Source organism: Blautia faecicola, from assembly GCF_004123145.1.
Lineage (GTDB): Bacteria > Bacillota > Clostridia > Lachnospirales > Lachnospiraceae > Oliverpabstia > Oliverpabstia faecicola.
Genome location: NZ_SDKC01000001.1, coordinates 2,961,729 through 2,979,947 on the forward strand (window position 1 = coordinate 2,961,729; position 18,219 = coordinate 2,979,947).

The window sequence follows — 18,219 nt, forward strand, 5'->3', positions numbered from 1 at the left end:
GCTTTTCCTTTTTACAGACAGCTAAAAACTATCCGCAAAATCCAGTGCTGCATCCATATCAGCTTCTTTCTCCCAGTCCAGATTATCTTCTGCGATCTCTCCATCCGTTTTCTCCATTGTTAGTGTTCTGTCCGGCAGATTAATTTCTCCTACCGATTCTTTTACAAACGGTACAAGCATTTCCATCAGATTCTTCGCTATAGCCATCGGGGCAGATTCTTTCACTCCATCCCGGACAGCTGTTTCCACTCTTTCCAGAAAAGCATCTTCCTTTTCTCTGGTTTCCAGATACGGATCTGCTTCATTCCTGTACTCTCTGGAAAAATAATCGTTTAAAGCAACTACAACTGCTCTGGTGTACGATTTATATTTTTCCCTGTCCATCGTCTGCAAATATTCCCATGCCTGCCGGTCCTGTTCATCACAAAGATTTAAGCGGATATTTGTGTTGATGATTTTCCGTTCTTTTCTCATACAAGCATCCCTCCGTTTCTCTGGATTTTCCTTACGGTCATTGCTTCATAGCCTTTCGCTGTGGCACAGATGTCCCGTACAATTGTCACCCGGCTCTTGTCGTATTCTCCAAAATTCTGAATCATACAACCTCCACCGCCGACCACATACAGACGCATCAGTTCTGGATTATATTCCCGTTCTCTCAGCTTATGGAAGATTTCTTTCGTATAATCTCCGGCAGCTTTACGAATGACTGTCAGATATTTCTCTCCAATATCTGCTGTCCCGGTACGGATCACCTGCTCAATCATCAAATCGTCCACCACTGTTCCCAGTTCTTTCAGCAAGGATTCCCTGACTGCAAGCACACACTGGTGTGTTCCATATTTCTCTGTAAAGCATTTCTTCTCTAATGGACGGGAATTATTGATATACATGATATTCATAGTTCCATTTCCAATATCTGCCAACATATTGATGCCTTTGAAATCCTGTAAGCGGTAAAAGGCTGCTGCAAATCCCTGTGGGTAAATATCAGCTCCTGCAAACTCCACATGATATTCTTTATTGCGGAATGTAAAATCCACACGTTCATTCTGTAGAAGATATTTCTGGAAATCTTCTTTCTGTGTAGCAACCCAGGTAAGAGGAAGTCCGGCTGCGATATGCACCTTTGCCCGGTTCATTCCTTTCCCGTCCAGTTCTCTTGCGATAGCCGCCAGTGTCAGCACATAATAGTCCTCGTCCTGCGTTTTCTCTGCACAGAACTCTTTGTGTTCCTCTCCAATCTGGTAATACATACCATTGTAAACAAGAAGATTATTCTGGAAGATTGGCTCCTTGTCATATCTGGCTACACCGGATGGAAAGCATCTGGTGGCAGTTTTCATGTTTCCATACCCATGATCAATCCCGATCACCATAACTGTTTCATTATTGTTGTTTTTCATCATTCGCATAATCATACCTCACACTTTCTTAATTTTTATTTTTTACTTATTCCCAAATTCGGGAAAAACCTATATTTCGTTGATACATGAAAAAGGGCAGTCAGTGTAAAAAAAGCAAAATATTATGTACTTTGGCAGCTATCTTTGTTATTTCTCCTGCTCCGGTAACATTTCTTTTTGCTTATTTTGCCCTAAATGCCCTTAATTCCCTGATTCATATTTAATTGTAACTGTTTATAATCTATATCTGTTTCTTCAAAAGGTATTCTTTCTTCTGGATCTACAGGACAAAAATCTTCTTCTTTAACTGCAATATCCTGATAATAAAACTCACCATTGTACTGCTTCAGAAGGAAACCTTTATCTGTCATATTCCTGAAAAAGTTGGATTTACCATGCCCCTGTCGGCCATTCTCTTTGCAGTATTCCTCATACATATGGAACACTTCACTTCGTTTCAGACGTTTTCCTTTAGCACGCACCAATGACTCATCAATAAAAGCACAGATACTATCTGACGTCCGTTGCACTTCTCTTACACATTCTTTGCTGTGTTCGCTCTCCGTGAACTTTCCCTGTTCGTACAGATTTTTCAATGCAATCATCGCCATATGAATTGCATAATCGGATTCTGCCTGTACCTTTTCCTTTAAGTGCAGATCTTTTTCACCACTTTTTACTACCCGGTTCATATCGAGAATCAGTAGTCTACGGTAAAAAGCATCTGACTTGTCCTCAAGATTTTGCGGCATTTCATTGGTAGAAAAAAGTAGCTTTGCATAAGAGTGAAAATGAATTGCATCCTGTCCTTTTTTCTCATAAATCAGTGTGTCCTCACCGACTGCTTTCTTTAATACATCTGTGTTCTCCATTGCTTTGCAGGGAATATCCGCACAGGCATTTAACAGCTTTCCATACATTCCAGTCGCATAGAATCGTTTATTTAAATCCTGTAAAGAAATGCTGGACATATTGTTGATTCCAACTACATGCTGAATCAGCGATACTGCCACAGACTTTCCGGTTCCACCATTTCCTTTCAGTGTAAGGAATTTCTGAAACTGCGTATCCTGTGTCATGCAGTATCCAAAATACTCCCAGAACGTCTGCTGTTCTTCTATATTTGGAAGAGAGGATGCAAGATATTTTTTGATATTTTCGCCACCCTGCATCACCTGCTCTCTGTCTTCCGGATAATAGGGAAATGGTATCTGATTGATTGTCAGATAATCCGGATTGTGTTCCAGCATTTCACCCGTAATCGGATCATAATATCCATTTTTAAAATTAATCCACCGCACAGGCTGCTTATTTAGTTCATATGCCTCCCGGTGAACTTTCGGCTGTGTAATCAGCAGATTATAAATTCTTTTAATTACGCCACTCTGTATCTGATCTCGATAGATCAGCTTCTGTATACGGTATTTCATTCTCACCCCATTATGATCTTCCCAATAGGCACCATGTTCATAATAATAAGGTGTGATTCCTACCACAAAAAACTGAACATTCTCCACCAGATAATCTACAATCTCCATATCCCGGACGCCTTTCACATTCCCTTTTGCATCAAATAAATGAAAACGGCTCAGTTCCGGTTGTTCTTTCGGTTCTCGTTCAAACCGAAGAATATACTGTTCCAGTAGTTTCTCAACTTCTTTCTGATTATCCAATTTGCCAAGATACTCTTTCTCTTTGAACAACTGCCAGCCTGCTTTTCCATCAAGACCAGCGTCTTTGAAAAATGTCTGTAACTTATCATTCATCCACTTCACCGTACAGGCAGTCACATAATGATAGGCACTCTGACAGCTTCCTGTAAACTGAATAGCTCTCATTTCTTCTATAAAGGAATCTGCACTGAAATAATATCCGTCATCTTCCTGCACCAGACAAAGTGCCTGATAACCTGACATCACAATATTCAGTGCGATATCCTGATTGTCCACCAGAAAGATATAGGTCTGTGCTGTCCCTTCTGGATTGGTTTCCATATAATGCTTCAAAAACTTCTTGTTCAAACTTATCACTTCCTTTCAGGCAAAGAAAAAGACGCAAGCCACATTTCTATGACTCACGCCTTTCTCTGCACTTATTTACTTTACTGTGAACTCTGCAAAAAAGTTCCGATTTACAGTTGCAATTCGCTACGCACTGTGTATCCTTTTAGAACTTGCATTTAAACATAAATCAATTCCTTGAGAATAATCTCTTCCGCAATCGCTCTGTGTTGATTAGCAGCTCTTACCCATGCCATTTGATCTGCTTTTTTATCCGGCAGTGGTTCTTTTTCTTCCAGCTGCTTCAGGATCACTTCTTCCCGTTCTCTTGCTGCCTTATCTACTTCCAGAAGGTGTTCTCCAATTATATCCTGTAAAAGCATCACCTGATAGGTTGAATTTCGATGATTCTTCAGATAATCTCTGCGAAGAAATCCATATTTGCCAAGTTGCTCCATCTGCTCACCGGATTTATAGGTGAGATTCGGAATCAGGTATCCATTTACATTTGTATAAGTCAGTTTCATATCCCTATGACCTCTCTTTCGTTTAAACTTTTATCTGTAACAGAACCAACTGTTCATGTTACGTCATTGCTACAAATCTTTCTTTCCATATCATTTTGAATCCAACCCGGGCAGATTTTCTTCAAAATCATGGTAAAAGTGCTTCGTTTCTGTGTTGGGAAAATGAACGGAAACACTTGATTTTACTGACTTTCTTCAATGTAACCTTATTATAACGTCCTCCCCCCACCCCACTCTCTCATTCGGCCACTCCCTCTCCCCCTCCAGCTGTCTTGCCCCATTGATCAGATAGCTCTTCACTTTCTCCCCGTACAGATACGGATCATTCCCCCGCACAATCCCCCATTCCATCAGAAGTGCCGCCGCGCCGCTGACAAACGGCGTTGCAAAGGAAGTTCCCGTAACCGTCTGATAACCGCCACCGACGCGCGTGGTTTGGATATCGACACCCGCGGCGGCGAGGTCGGGTTTGATCTGGAGGGGGAGGCGGGTGTAGCCGCGGCCGGAGAAATCGGCGTAGGACTGGCGGCGGGAATCGTAGGCGGCTACGGAGATTGCGGACAGTGCGGTGGAAGGAATCGTAAGCGTAGTTTCCGGGGTTGGGCGGTAGAAACGGGTGGCTTCCCCTACCGTTTTTCCGCCGGGAAGCCACATGGAAAATTCACCCTGCAGGATGCGTCGCGGAATCAGACGGATGCGCCAGATGCCGCTGTCGATATAGCTTTCTATAGGAAGAAAATCAATATAAATCTCCTGCGAAGTGCTGTAAGGAGACGGTTTTCCATAATAAATCAGAAGTTCCGTTCCAGCATGCCGGTATCTCTGTGTTCCCAAAATCTGTTCCAGTGGTCCGAAAACCGTTCCGTCCGGATGCACCAGCGAAAGTTCCATTTGATCCTGATAGTTTTTCCAGATTTGCAGATTCATCGCCGGTTCATATGGTCCAATTCCCAGTTCCACCTCATAATTTTCTCCCTGCCGCACGCGCCCCGCCGCATGCCCTGCCTGATTTCCTTCATTTCCAGTTCCCACACAGAGCGTCACACGACCGTATCCAACTGCCTGATTCAAATACGTTTCCACCAGAGATCTTCCATCATGAGATCCATAACTGTTCCCGAAACTCAGATTGATCACCACCGGCATCTGAAGTTCCTGTGCGGTACGGATTGCATAATCCACTCCCTGCATTAACTCCGTGGTCCGTGGAAATCCATCCGGATCCGGGATTCCCAGTTTTACCACCAGCAAACTGCTCTCCGGCGCTACGCCGCGCTCCGTCCCCTCACTTTCTCTGCCATTTCCCGCTGCAATCCCTAGCACAGCCGTCCCGTGACCACTCGTATCTCTGTTCGGAACCAGTGCCTCCCTCTCTGACACCGTATCTGCTTCCAGTGCCCGATCAATCTGCTCCTGCGTATATTCACTGCCAATCCGATATCCTTTGGGCGGATTGCCCGGGATCGTCTGATCCCACAACCGCAGGATTCGTGTGGTTCCATCCGTATTCCGAAAATCCGGGTGCGTATAATCCACACCCGAATCAATACAGGCGATCAGAATTCCCTTTCCAAACAGGTAGGGTGACTGATTCTGCACCGGATTCACACAGGAAACCTGTCTCCCTTCATACGCGGCAAAATACAGTCGTTTCGGCGCTTCGATATACTCTACTGCAGGATTTTGTGCAAATCTTTCGATTCGATTTTGCGGAATATCTGCGATCCCATAATTTCCAAGAAGCGGCGTGATAAAAATCCCATCCGTCTCCAGCTCCGATGCTTCTCCGAAATAGCGGATGATCAGATTCCATCTCTGCGTTTCTTTTTCATATCCCACATTCAGATTCATCGATGCTTCCCGCTCCCGGAATGTGGCATCAAGAGCAAGATTTAAGGTATTGCCTGCTTTCTGACTATTCATGTTTCATTCCTGATAATTTTTTATTCTACTACAATATATTTCAACAGCTTTTTCATGTTCACCTTTTACCAGATTTCTCATGGATATGCAATCGGGTAGGAGGTAAATAATTATTTTATTTACCGTCCTCCCACACCACCTGGCATACGGTTCCGTACCAAGGCGGTTCTTTAGTTTTCATAGACTACTAGAGCGTGTTTGAAAAATCATTCCTGGTTTTCTCTAAGGAAGGGCAGAAGTTCATCCACCTTCCTTCAGATTCCCCTCACGTAAATCAAAAAGACTGCTGCCGACAGAAATAACACTTCTACCGAACAGCAGTCCTTTTCTCTTTTTCATTATTTTACTGATTTACATATTTATGGATCGCAGCCTTCACAGCTCCCGGTCCTGCGAGCATCTCGCGGAACATGGTCTCGATTTTCTCTCCGACTCCGTCTTTGTACAGATCCGTGAAGAACAGTCTTTCATTGGAAAGAATCGGCCGCAGCTGGTCGGTGAAAGTCTCCGGTTTTCCGACTACGATGTCTTTGAACTGTTTCTGGATCTCCTCGTTCATTGGATCCGGAGCGAGTTCGTAGGTATTTCCTTCATCGTCTACACCCAGCATATAGCGCAGCCATCCGGCGATTCCGAGAGGAATGGCGGTCAGGCGGGACGCATCCCCGAATTTTTCCACATAAGCCTTGATCGTCTCACCGAAACGGATACCCAACATCTGAGATACATCCACAGACAGACGCATATTGGTATCGCCCAGGTATTCGTTCGGGAACCGGTCATTGAATAGTTCGTCGACAAATGCCTGCGGGGACAGGATGCCCGGATTCGGAACAACCGGAAGTCCCTCGTCGTAAGCGATCATCCGTGCCATTTTCATCATGTCTTCGTTTGTATTTAACATATGTGCAAACAGCTCATATCCCTGTACCACACCCAGCGGACCGGTTGCGGAATGTACCGGGTTCAGGCATACGGTTACTTTCATACGCTCAGACAGATTGACGGTTTCTCTGTCTGCCATGTAAACGCCAAATCCTTTCTCCAGCGCCGGACGACCGTTCGGGAAGCTGTCCTCAATGACCAGATACTGCGGTTTCTCTGCATTGACAAACGGTGCAATATAGGTCTTCTTTCCGGTGATGACCGGCTGCATCTCTTCCACACCTAGTGCTTCGAGATCCGCTGCGATCTGCTCGCTTGGACGCGGGGTGATCTTATCGATCATCGTCCATGGAAAAGCAATGATGTTCTCATCACTCACATAATCCACAAAATCCTGATCTACAAAACCGTTTTTCTTCCATTCTTCGGTCATCGTCAGTACAGACTCCCGCAGTTTTGCACCATTTCTGGAACAGTTGTCCATGGAAACCAGGGCGATCGGGTATTTTCCTGCTTTGTAACGCTCATACAGCATTGCTACCAGAACTGCCATCGCTCCCGTCGCTTTGTCCGGTCCGTTTTTGATATCCGCTTCCACAAACGGGAACCAGCTGCCATCTGCTTTCTGCAGGGCATAGCCTTTTTCCGTGATCGTGAAAGAAACCAGCTGCAGGGATTTTGCTGTAAAAATTTCTTTCAGGCGGTTCCACTGTTCCGGATTAGAGGACTGTGCCTTTACCGCTTCCGCCAATGCTCCCAGAACTTTGTATTCTCTGGTTCCGTCACCATGGAGGATCACGCTCAGTCCCAGATTGTCATACGGCTCATAGATTTTATCCACCACATCATAATCGAACGTCTCCACACAGGTAATGCCACGATCCAGAACGCCCTCTTCCAGAAGTCCGTCTGCGATTCCGCCGATAAAGACACGGAAAATGTTTCCGATTCCAAAATGCACCCATCCCGGTGCTTCCTTCGCTTTCTCTGATACTGCTTCCACATCGTATCCCGGCAGTTTGATACCTGCTTTTTCCCATGCCTGACGATCTTTAATTCCATCCAATATTAATTTCATGGTAAATATCCTCCTATTTCTTTTTGCTTTTATCTGTTATCCACAATGACAACGATTCTTCTGTGGATACAGTGACTCTCGTTTCTTGACTTTTAATTGTATCTTAATCATAAGTTGAGTTTATATCTTTTTTCATGAAAAATCCATTGCTAAAAAGCATAATTTTCATCTTTATTTTTTGTATGTATTTACTAACAAAATGCATACACTTGAAAAAGCAGCCATTCCCGTGCACGTTACACAGAAACGACTGCTTCTCTTATTTTCCCGATTACGCTTCCCACCTTAATCGAATGCTTCTTTCATACTGTCATAGTGAAGGAAAATCCCTTCTTTTGCAAATGCCTGGACCTCTTCGAGTGTCGCGATCTTAAAGCCTTCGACTTCCTCCGGCTGTACTTTTACATCGTTATCCACAAAGTCCAGAATAAATTTGTAGATATCCACAAAATAGTTGTTTTTTTCCTCCGGATTGACCCGTTTGTAGGAAAATGCATAGCCGCCTGCCGCCTGACTCACATCGATCCCGGTCTCCTCGCGGATCTCTCGGATCACTGCGTCTCTGGAATCTTCTCCCGCGTTGACGCCGCCTCCCGGTACTTCCCACCAGCCGGCGCCCCATTCTTTGTCCAGCTTTCTCTGGGTGATCAGGTAGCGGCCGTCCGGACGTTTCAGCACGCCAAGCACCGTCAGGTGAAACTCATCCGGCTTCATGTTCCAGTCGTTTCTTTTCATCGTGCGACCGGTTCTCTGTTTCTTTTCATCGTAGATATCCCAGTATTCCATAATAACTATTTCTCCTCTGTCTTGTTTTCGTGAATATCGCTGACCTGCCCGGTCAGATACACGGATTTATTTTGTGGTATGTAAGAATGCAAATGGTTCTTCATCGTGAAGAAAATGCATCATCATATAGGCACACAAAAGCGCCACCCGCTCTTCTTTCAGGATCCGTGCCACTTCTTTCCGGTCTGCCAGAACCACTTCGATTTCCTCGCTGTCTTCCATGTATTTTTTACTGATCTCACCGGAAGCATATCCGTAAACCGTTCCGCAGCACTCATCTGTCATACCGACGGATGTATAATAAGGCTTCTGATATATGTCATCCACCACGATCGGCTCCAGCTTCAGTCCGGTCTCTTCTTTCAGTTCCCGGATCGCTGCGGTGTGATAATTCTCTCCCGGATCCACCAGTCCGGCCGGCAGTTCATACACATAACCACCCAGCGGATAACGGAACTGTCGGATCAGTACCACCCTGTCTTTCTTTTCTCCGTAGAGACTGTAGATGGCCACACCGTCCGGATCATTATTTTCTGCATGGCTCAGTTTCAGGTCATCCTCAGTCTTCGCCCGGGATGCCACATAATAGTGTCCTTCCCGTCCTACTTTATTCACGACATCCAGATCATAGAGATTCAGATATGGATTGGTTGTCTGTTTGTTTACTTTATTGATTTTTCCCATCTGGTATTCCTCCCACCCCGGTCGGAGGCTCCTTGTACAGGACGGATCAATTATGCCTGAGAGCCTTTTAACAACCGGCTGATATGTTTATATAATACCAGAGTTATCAGAGAAACTACAATACCTTTTATAATATTAAACGGTGCAACGCTGAAAAGGCAGAACGTAGTCAGGCTGTGGATCGCCGGAATGATGGCTGCTCCCATCTCCACAAAGGTATCCACCGGCATACCAAATGCTTTTCCGTAAGCAGGAAGCAGTAACAGACCATTCACCAGAGCACTGGCCACTGCCATACATACGATTCCGGTTACCATACCGATGATTGCATGTTTCTTTGTTTTTGCCTGTTTATAAATAAAGCCGGCCGGCATAACCAGTGCGCATCCCATGATAAAGTTACCAAGTTCTCCCACACCTGCGGTCGTTGTTCCGTTCAGGACAAAGTTCAGCAGAATCTTGATCAGTTCGATCACTGCCGCTGCCAGCGGTCCCATCGCAAACGCCCCGATCATAATCGGCACTTCACTCAGATCCATCTTATAAAAACTCGGTGCAATAAACGGAAGCGGTACCTCCCAGAGCATCAAAACAGTAGCTACAGCCGCCAGCATGGCAATCTGCACCATGGTTCTGACACCTGTATTTCTCGTAGTTCCGGCCTTTTTCGCAGTCTCTGCTGCTTTTGTTGTTGTGTTGTTCATTTTCTTCAATCTCCTTTCTTTCTCAAAAGGAAATTCCCGGTTTCTGCAGCCTGACACAAAACTATGAGAAACACGCTTCGCGCGTTTCTCAAGTTATCGCGGCAGTCGCCAAGGTCTCGTGCAGGCACGGACTTTGGCTCGTTGCTCGCGTAAAAAAATCCCGGAAAGTAAATCCTTTCCGGGGTGTTCTCTCTGTGCTTTTTCTTTCCTGATATAAAATCAGAAAATCTATATTTTACGCTTACACACGCTGCACTCTTCTCTCATCCAGACTATACTGTCGGTACCGGAATCACACCGGTTCAGCCATGTTTCCATGGGTCGCGGACTATACCGCCGGTGGGGAATCACACCCCGCCCCGAAGAATTATCCTTAAATTCTTGTTCATTATAACTCATTATAACTCTGCATACAAGTATATTTTTTAGCTGTTTTTCACAATGATTTTGTGTAATATCCACATAAATTCACACTACTCTTTATATGATTACTGCAAATTGGTGTAAATTTTGGTGTAACCATCGGCATTATCTTTTTCCCATTTTTCAACCCGCGCAAGCTCACGTTTTGTTCTTTCCATATCTACATAATTCCACCTCTTTTGGTGGCATCATCTGGAGTTCTTCAATCGGAATTCCTCCCGCGTGATAACGTTCCATAATCAAAGATAATGTTCCGGATCCAATCTTATACCGATCCATGCTAGAGAGTGTCTCTAGAACTTCTTAATTTTTATATTATATTGGCTTGAATCCTTTTCCACGCACTTCATTCGATTCCATTGTAACAAGAAACGCTGATGAATCTACTTTCTTTACAGCTTCTTGAATCGTATGCATTTCTTTATTGTTACATGCACACATTAATACTTCTTTTTCACGTCCTGTATAACTTCCTTCTGCCTTAATCAAAGTTGCCCCTCGTTGTGATAGCTCATCAATTTTTGCCGCAATTTGTGGTCCCTTTTCTGTTACAATCAAAGCAAGTTTTCCAGCATCAACGCCATACATTAGCTTATCTACGACAAATGATAGAATATACGTTCCAATTAATCCATAAATAATCTTATCAATGTTTCCATGCATCAGAATTCCACCAATAATTACAATAATAAAATCCATAACAATGATAATTTTTCCTACAGAAATATGTGGCTTTGCCTTGTGTATTGCCATCAAAACAAAATCTGCTCCACCTGTAGAGGTATCTCTCATGTAAATTAATGCATATCCGATTCCTGAGAATACACTCATACAAATACAGGATAACATCATATCACCTTGGTAAATTGGAAACAATGGAACAACCCAGTCCATCAGTATATTAGAAATTAACATTGTCTTTATTGATCTTAAAAAAAATTGTTTTCCCAACAACTTGTAACAAATTAAAATAATTGGAATATTCAAAATTGTCGTCATTGTACCAATTGGAATTTTCCAAAAATAATAAAACACGATTGCAATACCTGATATACCTGCTACCGGAAATCCAGATGCCACTGCAAAATTATAGACTCCAATCGCAATGAAACAACCACCTACAATATCAAGTAAAATATCAATTAAAAATGTCTTTGCCTTTGATTTCAATGTGAGTTCCTCCCTATTACGGAATCTTATTTCTTTTGCGTCACAATACATTGATATGTTTGCAGATTGCGGAAATGATTTTTCAGACACGCTCTAAGGCGGTAGGCAATGTACATATTAAGACTGCCAACATAAGCATTCCATACATCTCCAACTTCGACAATATCAATTTTCACACCTTGATGATCTTCTTGATAAATTTTTGCAGCTTCTTCCATTGCAAAAATATTAAATGTTTTGTCCCAACACCATACTGTAATTGTATTATCGTCTTTTTTTGCCTCTTTATTGCTTTCACTTTGATTTCCGCATGCTGCAATACCCATTACCATCGCAGCTGTCAATAAAATTGCCACTATTTTTTTCTCATTTGTTATATTCTCCCTCTACCATGCCCCTTGATACCCTATTGTTACCGCACTATTCTGAGCTCCTGCTTCCATCGAATCTTGAACATTCAATCCATTCAAAATCCCATATAAAAATCCGGCAATAAAACTGTCGCCTGCACCCATTGTATCAACAACTTTACACTCTATGATTCCAAATCGATACCAAGAATTTCCATCATACCCAATGCTTCCATTTTTCCCCAATGTTGCAATAATGACTTTAGGTCCTTTTTGTTGCATTGCTTTCATGAATTCCTTTAATTGTTCCGTACAATTTTCTTTTTCTTTTAAGCCCATGCTATGATATTTCTGTCTAAACTCATTGCGTGATTCCTCGTCAAAAGAGAAGAATGCATATGTCACATATGGAATCGCTTTCTCAACAATTGGATTTGCAAATTTATTTGCAAAATCAAATGCAACTGGAATTTCTTTCGAAATAAGTGGAAGCTCATCTTCAATCATTCCCCAAATTCCTGTAACCGCTAAATCATGTTTCTTTATAAAGGAAATGTCTTGTTCTCTTAGCTTAAAGTCTGCCAAAACACCTTCTTCATATTTTCCAAACACTCTATCTCCATCTACAATGTCAACATGTGTAACTGCGGTTTTTCCATCCAGCACTTGAATATGAGAAGTATCGACTCCTTTATTTTGAATTGCACTTATCATGATTTTTCCGAATGAATCATTTCCAACAGCACCTGTATAAGAACTTTCTCCACCTAATCGTTTTATGTATACAGCAACATTCACTGGGTTTCCCCCTGGATATGATTCATTCAATGAATCATAATAATCAATACAATTATCTCCTATTGCTGCTACTCTTATCTTTCTGTCCATTTTGCCACCTTAATAGTCCAGACGTCTGTAATATCTTCTGATTTCCATAGGATGACAATTGACTTTTTCCATATGTGCATCAATTCTCTGTGTTACCGCATGCATCACTAAATGTGATATATATCCTCTGTACTCTGGACTAATTCCTTTTAATTCAAATTTCTTGGTATCAATAATATTGTATTTTCCACAAATGCGTGGCAAGAAGTTTGCAACGCGCTCGCTCAATGATCTCTGAGAATCTTCCCCAATAAATACTGTAACTGGTGTGTCTTTGTCAATTATTTCTAACATTCCATGGAAAAATTCTGCACTGTGGATAGATTTTGTACGAATCCAATGCTGTTCTTCCCAATAACACATTGCATAAGAATATGTGGCACCATACTGGTTCCCAGCCCCAACAAAATAATGAATTTTGTCGTCCTTATGACGATTTGCAAATTCTTCTCCGAAAGCATCTGCTTCCTTTTCAACTTCCACAAGTGCAGTTGCCAAATACTGATCCAACTCCTTGTATAAATCCTCATATTCTGGAAATTCTCCTGCATTGTACATAAATCTATCTGCTACCATATAAAATTTCAATTGTTCATTGGCAGGATATGTAATCACATAGTCTACAAGTTTTGCAAGTTCTGCAGTAGCAACATCAATAAAACCAATCACCCTTGCTCCACTCTTCTGTGCTTTTTTTACTCCATCTACGATTTCAGAAGTTGTTCCTGTAACAGACGAAATAATTACAATAGTTCCTTCTCCAACTTTTTTATTTCCAGTTGTCAAATACTCTGCTGCGTTTTCAACAAAAAATGAAAGTTCTGATTTTTCTTTCATATGGACCTCTGCCTGGAGGCAAGATGCATATGTTCCACCGATACCGAGCCAACAAATATTCTTGTATCCTTCTTTACAAATTCCATCAATCAATTCATTAATTTGATTTCTCAGAGCAAGCGCTCCATTCACACTTTCAATCTGTTTCTGTTCATTAAATTTCAACATAGTGTTTTCTCCTTTCCCTTCCTTTGTATTGGTGACTATTTTTAAATTTAATATACCACTTTTTTTATTTTTTTCAATACTTCATGTAAAGAATATTGAATATTGTTGTATTTTTATAAATACAAATGCATTTATTTATGCACAATGTATATATTTCTTTTATTCTGGTATGAAACACATTTCAAATTTACTATACCAGTTTTTATATTTATTTTTTATTTATTCATTTCTTTTTTCCTTTCCATTTGCTTTTTAAGAACTGACAACGTATAATTTGATTATAATTTACAAGTAAATTATAATATTAGGAGTTCTTATGAAAAAAAACTTATTAACTTTAGATGTTGCATTATCAAAAGAAATCAAATACATGCTAAAGGAAGAACACTATCTTCCAGGTGACAAACTGCCTTCGGAACGAAAGCTGGCAGAGCTGTTTCATGTACAACGCTTAACTGTTCGTGGAGCCTTGAATCTGTTACTTCAAGATAAAACAATTATCTCAAAACCAAGAAGTGGTTATTACGTAGCGCCTAAACGCATTTTACAATCCATTCGTAATTTTTCCTTACATTCAGAGGAATATAGCGGACAATTAACTTACGAATTATATGATTTCAAAAAAATAGAAGCAGATAACTATCTTGCAAGCGAAATGTTACTTCCTGAAAAATCGAAAATATACAAAATTGTTTGGCTTTATTCAGATGGTACTCAACTAATTTGTATCAATACAACTTATATTCCTGAATATATCTATCCAGATCTCACCCAACAAATTGCTGCTTCTGCTCCTGCAATTGATTTGATTACAAACAATCGTCAAATAACCTTGGCAAAATCGAATCAAAAAGTCACCTTACTTTACGCAGACACAAAGACTGCTCAAATTTTAAATATTCCTGTTGATAGCCCTTTAATGAAATACAAAGGGCTCATGTATGATAAACAAGGACATCTTGCAGTCTTTTTTGAAAATAATATGCTAATTGATCGTTTTGGTTTTATCAGGGAGGTAGTTTTATGAGCAATGATGATGTATTAGCCGCACAAATAAAATCTAGTATCATTACAAAAATTAAAACACAGGAATATCTTCCTGGGGAGTTGCTTCCCAGCGAACGGGATTTTGCAACAATGTATAGTGTAAGTCGATATTTGATTCATGACATCTTTGACGAATTAATTAGCCAACATTACTTAATTCGCGTTCACGGAAAGGGAACTTTTGTCCGCAAACCCGAACAAAATCGAGTTGCTTTAGGAGTACTAAATGAATCAAAAAATGCCAGCTTTACCTCTTTAGTTCGTAACTTTGGTATTGAAATTTCCAATAAATGCTTAGGCACAGGTATAATCAAAAACAGAAAATACTTTGCAGATAAACTTGGACTTTCTGAAGAAGATGAAATATACGGTATTCATCGAATTCGTCTTGGAAACAAGGAACCTCTTGCAATTGAGTTTACCTATGTTCCTATTCATTTTTTTTCAGATATCGATAATTACAATTTTGAGCACATATCGCTTTATGATTATATGAAATCCAAAAATCATTTGCCTGTAAAATTTAATGAGACAATGATGATGGTAGAAGCTGGCGAAAAACTTCAAAAACACCTTCATCTTCCAAGTGCCACCTCTATCGTCAACTATATTGAATTCATAGGATACGATGAAAATGGTAATTTAGTTGAATATACAGAAAGTTATTCACGCCCTGATAAACTTGAAGTGCGCTTTGTCACAAATGATATCTAAATTTGCTTTAATTTTACCGTTTAGTATGTGTATGCACCATAAACAAAACAAGATAGAATATACACAAAATAATACTTTTGTTAGGGGCGGGGAAAATTGACCACCTAAAGCCGCTTAGAATTAACCATTTTTAGTCGGATAGAAAAGTCATTGTATTTTTCTCTTCATGTTCTAAAATGATGTACATATTCGTAGGTGTAATGAGTTTTATTTGGAAGTTCACTATGAGGGGACTTCGGAACAGGATGAGTCGATACAACGGGTACTTGCTGAACGTGGTAAAACCGTGTACGCAACCGCTGTGCGAGCTGGCGCAATTCTCGTGGATAATGGAAACCTTAAACTGCTCGGTGATGTCAAGGTGTTTGGCAGATAGAGCTACGGAGAAAAGATATGAATTTTGTAACGAAAGAACCAATAAACAAAGGCTGGTCGAGTGATAAAAAATACTGTGTTACCGACGAAAACGGCACACGGTATCTTTTGCGTGTTTCCGATATTGCACAGCACGACACAAAGCAGTCTGAGTTTAATATGATGAAACAGGTCGCTTCTTTTGGAGTGCCTATGTGCCAGCCCATTGAATTTGGCACTTGTGAGGATGGCGTTTATTCCATTCAAAGTTGGATTGACGGCGAAGATGCAGAACAGGTCATGTCGGGCTATTCTGATACCGAGCAATATGTATATGGCTTGGAAGCAGGACGTATTCTTCACAAGATCCACTCCATTCCTGCTCCTGCAACGCAGGAGGATTGGGAAATCCGTTTTAACCGCAAAATGGATTATAAGATCAAAAAGTACGTTGAGTGCCCCATCAAGTATGAGAACGGACAGGCATTTATCGACTACATAAACGAGAACCGTCATTTGCTGAAAAACAGACCGCAGGTATATCAGCACGGCGATTACCACATCGGCAATATGATGATCGACAGAGGCGGTCAGCTCCACGTTATCGACTTTAACCGTAACGATTACGGTGATCCATGGGAAGAATTTAACCGCATTGTTTGGTGCGCTCAGAAAGCTCCTCTCTTTGCTTCCGGTATGGTAAACGGATACTTTGATAATAACGTACCTATGGAGTTTTGGAGATTGCTTGCTCTTTACATTTCAAGCAATACTCTCTCATCTGTATATTGGGCGATTCCGTTCGGACAGGATGAAGTGAACACCATGCTGAACCAAGCCAAGGAGGTTCTGTCTTGGTACGATAATATGCGTAATCCTGTGCCGACATGGTATTTCAAAGGGTATTATCTGCAGTACATCGACGGGATTCCTTTCAAGCTGAAAAGTACTTTTGATTTCAGCTTTATGAAAGAGTATGGAACAGTGTTCAAGGTTTACGATGACCAGGATTCCGGAAACATCTGCTTTGGTACTGAAAAAAACGGTCAGCGTTATTTTGTAAAGTTCGCCGGTGCTCCTACCGAGCAGTACGGCGGCGATCCTACAGATGCTATCTCCAGATTGAAGGCTACTCTCCCGATTTACAGCGATCTGAAGCACGAGAATCTGATTGAGCTTATTGAAGCCAAGGAAATTGGCGCCGGGTTCGCTATGGTATTCAAGTGGGTTGCTGGCGATTGTATGGGCAGAATGTACCCCGCGGCATATCGTCGCTTTATTCAGCTTCCCATCAATGACAGGCTCGCTGTGTTCAGCGACATATTGAGCTTCTTGGAATGTGTTGTCTCGCGCAATTATGTAGCCATAGATTTTTATGACGGCAGCATTATGTATGATTTTGTGAACGGAAAGACTACAATCTGCGATATTGACCTTTTCCGCAAACAACCGTGTGTCTACGATATGGGACATATGTGGGGCAGCTCTCGCTTCCAATCCCCGGAAGAACATCAGCTCGGAGCCGATATTGATGAAATTACGAACGTCTATACTCTTGGTGCTACCGCTTTTGCGCTCTTTGGAGAGTATAACCGCACACGGGAAAAGTGGCAGCTCAGCGACAAGCTCTTTGAGATCGCAACGAGAGCAGTAAGTGATGATCGTGCCAACCGTCAGCAAACAATCAGACAATTCACAGCAGAATGGGAGGCGGCACAATAATGAAAGCTATTGCATTTTGGGGTCTTGCGTGTTGCGTTTGTTCCGAAAATAAAGGCTGTGTAGGTTGCCAAGACGGAGGCTGTGAAAGCCACGGCTGGTGCAAAAACTATAACTGTTGTAAAGAAAAAGGGCTGAACGGCTGTTGGGAATGTTCTGAATTTCCTTTCACCGGATGTATGCTCGATGAGCCCCGTATTCGTGCTTTTGCAGAGTTTGCAAGAAGATATCGTGTACGGACTGTTATTTTACACCTGTTTCTCACAGGCATACCTCGCTTCAACACAATCAGTCACCCAAAAGCATTGGAGGCTCGCTACAAGGCTCACTGGCGATTACCTTGACCAGACTTTCACTAGCAAGCTGATAACAGCTTGCAGAACACACGACTTTCACCTGCGAGAGCGCGCCCATGGCGCGCAAACGAAACGTGCGCCGCAAGGCGCACATATTAAAAAAATTGGGAAAGTGAAACTTTTCACCTTCCCAATTTTTATCCTGCGAGGTCAAAAAAAGCCAGCAAACCCCGTCCCTAAATGGCATCCTAAACGGCACC

17 protein-coding genes and 1 riboswitch are annotated in these 18,219 nt (G+C 41.9%); of the genes, 4 read left to right on the plus strand and 13 right to left on the minus strand.

Translation table 11 applies throughout. The features are described from left to right. Positions 1-21 precede the first annotated feature (21 nt). The 13 genes from ETP43_RS13390 to ETP43_RS13450 form a co-directional block, all read right to left on the minus strand. On the minus strand, positions 22-474 hold the full coding sequence (locus ETP43_RS13390; protein ID WP_026649311.1) for a hypothetical protein: 453 nt from the start codon (positions 472-474) through the stop codon (positions 22-24). Beyond that, a complete protein-coding gene (locus ETP43_RS13395) occupies positions 471-1,415 on the minus strand; it encodes a ParM/StbA family protein (RefSeq protein WP_181951968.1) in 945 nt (314 codons plus the stop codon). Before ETP43_RS13395 ends, ETP43_RS13390 begins: the two co-directional genes overlap by 4 nt. A gap of 182 nt (positions 1,416-1,597) precedes the next feature. Beyond that, positions 1,598-3,436: a DNA primase family protein gene (locus tag ETP43_RS13400; protein WP_243040587.1), complete on the minus strand. Its 1,839-nt coding sequence runs from the start codon at positions 3,434-3,436 to the stop codon at positions 1,598-1,600. A 149-nt stretch (positions 3,437-3,585) separates the two neighbouring features. Further along, on the minus strand, positions 3,586-3,933 hold the full coding sequence (locus ETP43_RS13405) for a TnpV protein (protein ID WP_129258605.1): 348 nt from the start codon (positions 3,931-3,933) through the stop codon (positions 3,586-3,588). A gap of 195 nt (positions 3,934-4,128) precedes the next feature. Next, a complete protein-coding gene (locus ETP43_RS13410; RefSeq protein WP_129258607.1) occupies positions 4,129-5,856 on the minus strand; it encodes a S8 family peptidase in 1,728 nt (575 codons plus the stop codon). A 343-nt stretch (positions 5,857-6,199) separates the two neighbouring features. Next, positions 6,200-7,819, minus strand: coding sequence for a mannitol dehydrogenase family protein (locus ETP43_RS13415; RefSeq protein ID WP_129258609.1), 1,620 nt, complete (start codon positions 7,817-7,819; stop codon positions 6,200-6,202). Positions 7,820-8,104: 285 nt separating this feature from the next. Further along, positions 8,105-8,605, minus strand: a complete 501-nt coding sequence (locus ETP43_RS13420; protein ID WP_181951948.1) for an NUDIX hydrolase — start codon at positions 8,603-8,605, stop codon at positions 8,105-8,107. 66 nt (positions 8,606-8,671) lie between these two features. Then, entirely contained in the window at positions 8,672-9,289 is a 618-nt protein-coding gene (locus ETP43_RS13425; RefSeq protein ID WP_129258613.1) for an NUDIX hydrolase, read from the minus strand. A 50-nt stretch (positions 9,290-9,339) separates the two neighbouring features. After that, positions 9,340-9,993 carry an ECF transporter S component gene (locus tag ETP43_RS13430; protein ID WP_117524873.1) on the minus strand — a complete coding sequence of 218 codons (654 nt, stop codon included), beginning with the start codon at positions 9,991-9,993 and terminating at the stop codon, positions 9,340-9,342. 251 nt (positions 9,994-10,244) lie between these two features. Next, a riboswitch (FMN riboswitch) is annotated at positions 10,245-10,364 on the minus strand. Positions 10,365-10,731: 367 nt separating this feature from the next. Next, the gene (locus ETP43_RS13435) at positions 10,732-11,637 is read right to left on the minus strand and encodes a YitT family protein (protein ID WP_106491667.1); all 906 of its coding nucleotides are present in this window, start codon (positions 11,635-11,637) and stop codon (positions 10,732-10,734) included. Beyond that, positions 11,613-11,942 carry a hypothetical protein gene (locus ETP43_RS17745; protein ID WP_243114292.1) on the minus strand — a complete coding sequence of 110 codons (330 nt, stop codon included), beginning with the start codon at positions 11,940-11,942 and terminating at the stop codon, positions 11,613-11,615. The genes ETP43_RS13435 and ETP43_RS17745 overlap by 25 nt, the downstream gene beginning before the upstream one ends. Positions 11,943-11,972: 30 nt before the next feature. Continuing rightward, on the minus strand, positions 11,973-12,824 hold the full coding sequence (locus ETP43_RS13445; RefSeq protein ID WP_022399186.1) for a PfkB family carbohydrate kinase: 852 nt from the start codon (positions 12,822-12,824) through the stop codon (positions 11,973-11,975). 9 nt (positions 12,825-12,833) lie between these two features. Next, positions 12,834-13,829 (minus strand): SIS domain-containing protein, encoded by a 996-nt coding sequence (locus ETP43_RS13450; RefSeq protein WP_022399187.1) that lies wholly within the window; start codon positions 13,827-13,829, stop codon positions 12,834-12,836. Between the two features lie 316 nt (positions 13,830-14,145). Between ETP43_RS13450 and ETP43_RS13455 the strand changes: the two genes are divergently transcribed. The 4 genes from ETP43_RS13455 to ETP43_RS13470 all read left to right on the plus strand — a co-directional run bounded on the left by ETP43_RS13455 (position 14,146) and on the right by ETP43_RS13470 (position 18,007). Next, positions 14,146-14,856 (plus strand): GntR family transcriptional regulator, encoded by a 711-nt coding sequence (locus ETP43_RS13455; protein WP_022399188.1) that lies wholly within the window; start codon positions 14,146-14,148, stop codon positions 14,854-14,856. Beyond that, positions 14,853-15,590, plus strand: a complete 738-nt coding sequence (locus ETP43_RS13460) for a GntR family transcriptional regulator (RefSeq protein WP_004074337.1) — start codon at positions 14,853-14,855, stop codon at positions 15,588-15,590. The genes ETP43_RS13455 and ETP43_RS13460 overlap by 4 nt, the downstream gene beginning before the upstream one ends. Before the next feature lie 393 nt (positions 15,591-15,983). Then, positions 15,984-17,666: an aminoglycoside phosphotransferase family protein gene (locus tag ETP43_RS17750; RefSeq protein ID WP_243114293.1), complete on the plus strand. Its 1,683-nt coding sequence runs from the start codon at positions 15,984-15,986 to the stop codon at positions 17,664-17,666. Then, a complete protein-coding gene (locus ETP43_RS13470; protein WP_129258615.1) occupies positions 17,666-18,007 on the plus strand; it encodes a DUF3795 domain-containing protein in 342 nt (113 codons plus the stop codon). Before ETP43_RS17750 ends, ETP43_RS13470 begins: the two co-directional genes overlap by 1 nt. Positions 18,008-18,219: the final 212 nt, after the last annotated feature.

What these genes read in the sequence shown, in the direction of transcription:
- ETP43_RS13390 (WP_026649311.1), bottom strand. Translation starts at nt 474, where the DNA reads ATGAGAAAAGAACGGAAAATCATCAACACAAATATCCGCTTAAATCTT.
- ETP43_RS13395 (WP_181951968.1), bottom strand. Translation starts at nt 1,415, where the DNA reads ATGCGAATGATGAAAAACAACAATAATGAAACAGTTATGGTGATCGGG.
- ETP43_RS13405 (WP_129258605.1), bottom strand. Translation starts at nt 3,933, where the DNA reads ATGAAACTGACTTATACAAATGTAAATGGATACCTGATTCCGAATCTC.
- ETP43_RS13410 (WP_129258607.1), bottom strand. Translation starts at nt 5,856, where the DNA reads ATGAATAGTCAGAAAGCAGGCAATACCTTAAATCTTGCTCTTGATGCC.
- ETP43_RS13415 (WP_129258609.1), bottom strand. Translation starts at nt 7,819, where the DNA reads ATGAAATTAATATTGGATGGAATTAAAGATCGTCAGGCATGGGAAAAA.
- ETP43_RS13420 (WP_181951948.1), bottom strand. Translation starts at nt 8,605, where the DNA reads ATGGAATACTGGGATATCTACGATGAAAAGAAACAGAGAACCGGTCGC.
- ETP43_RS13425 (WP_129258613.1), bottom strand. Translation starts at nt 9,289, where the DNA reads ATGGGAAAAATCAATAAAGTAAACAAACAGACAACCAATCCATATCTG.
- ETP43_RS13430 (WP_117524873.1), bottom strand. Translation starts at nt 9,993, where the DNA reads ATGAACAACACAACAACAAAAGCAGCAGAGACTGCGAAAAAGGCCGGA.
- ETP43_RS13435 (WP_106491667.1), bottom strand. Translation starts at nt 11,637, where the DNA reads ATGTATTGTGACGCAAAAGAAATAAGATTCCGTAATAGGGAGGAACTC.
- ETP43_RS13445 (WP_022399186.1), bottom strand. Translation starts at nt 12,824, where the DNA reads ATGGACAGAAAGATAAGAGTAGCAGCAATAGGAGATAATTGTATTGAT.
- ETP43_RS13450 (WP_022399187.1), bottom strand. Translation starts at nt 13,829, where the DNA reads ATGTTGAAATTTAATGAACAGAAACAGATTGAAAGTGTGAATGGAGCG.
- ETP43_RS13455 (WP_022399188.1), top strand. Translation starts at nt 14,146, where the DNA reads ATGAAAAAAAACTTATTAACTTTAGATGTTGCATTATCAAAAGAAATC.
- ETP43_RS13460 (WP_004074337.1), top strand. Translation starts at nt 14,853, where the DNA reads ATGAGCAATGATGATGTATTAGCCGCACAAATAAAATCTAGTATCATT.
- ETP43_RS17750 (WP_243114293.1), top strand. Translation starts at nt 15,984, where the DNA reads ATGAATTTTGTAACGAAAGAACCAATAAACAAAGGCTGGTCGAGTGAT.
- ETP43_RS13470 (WP_129258615.1), top strand. Translation starts at nt 17,666, where the DNA reads ATGAAAGCTATTGCATTTTGGGGTCTTGCGTGTTGCGTTTGTTCCGAA.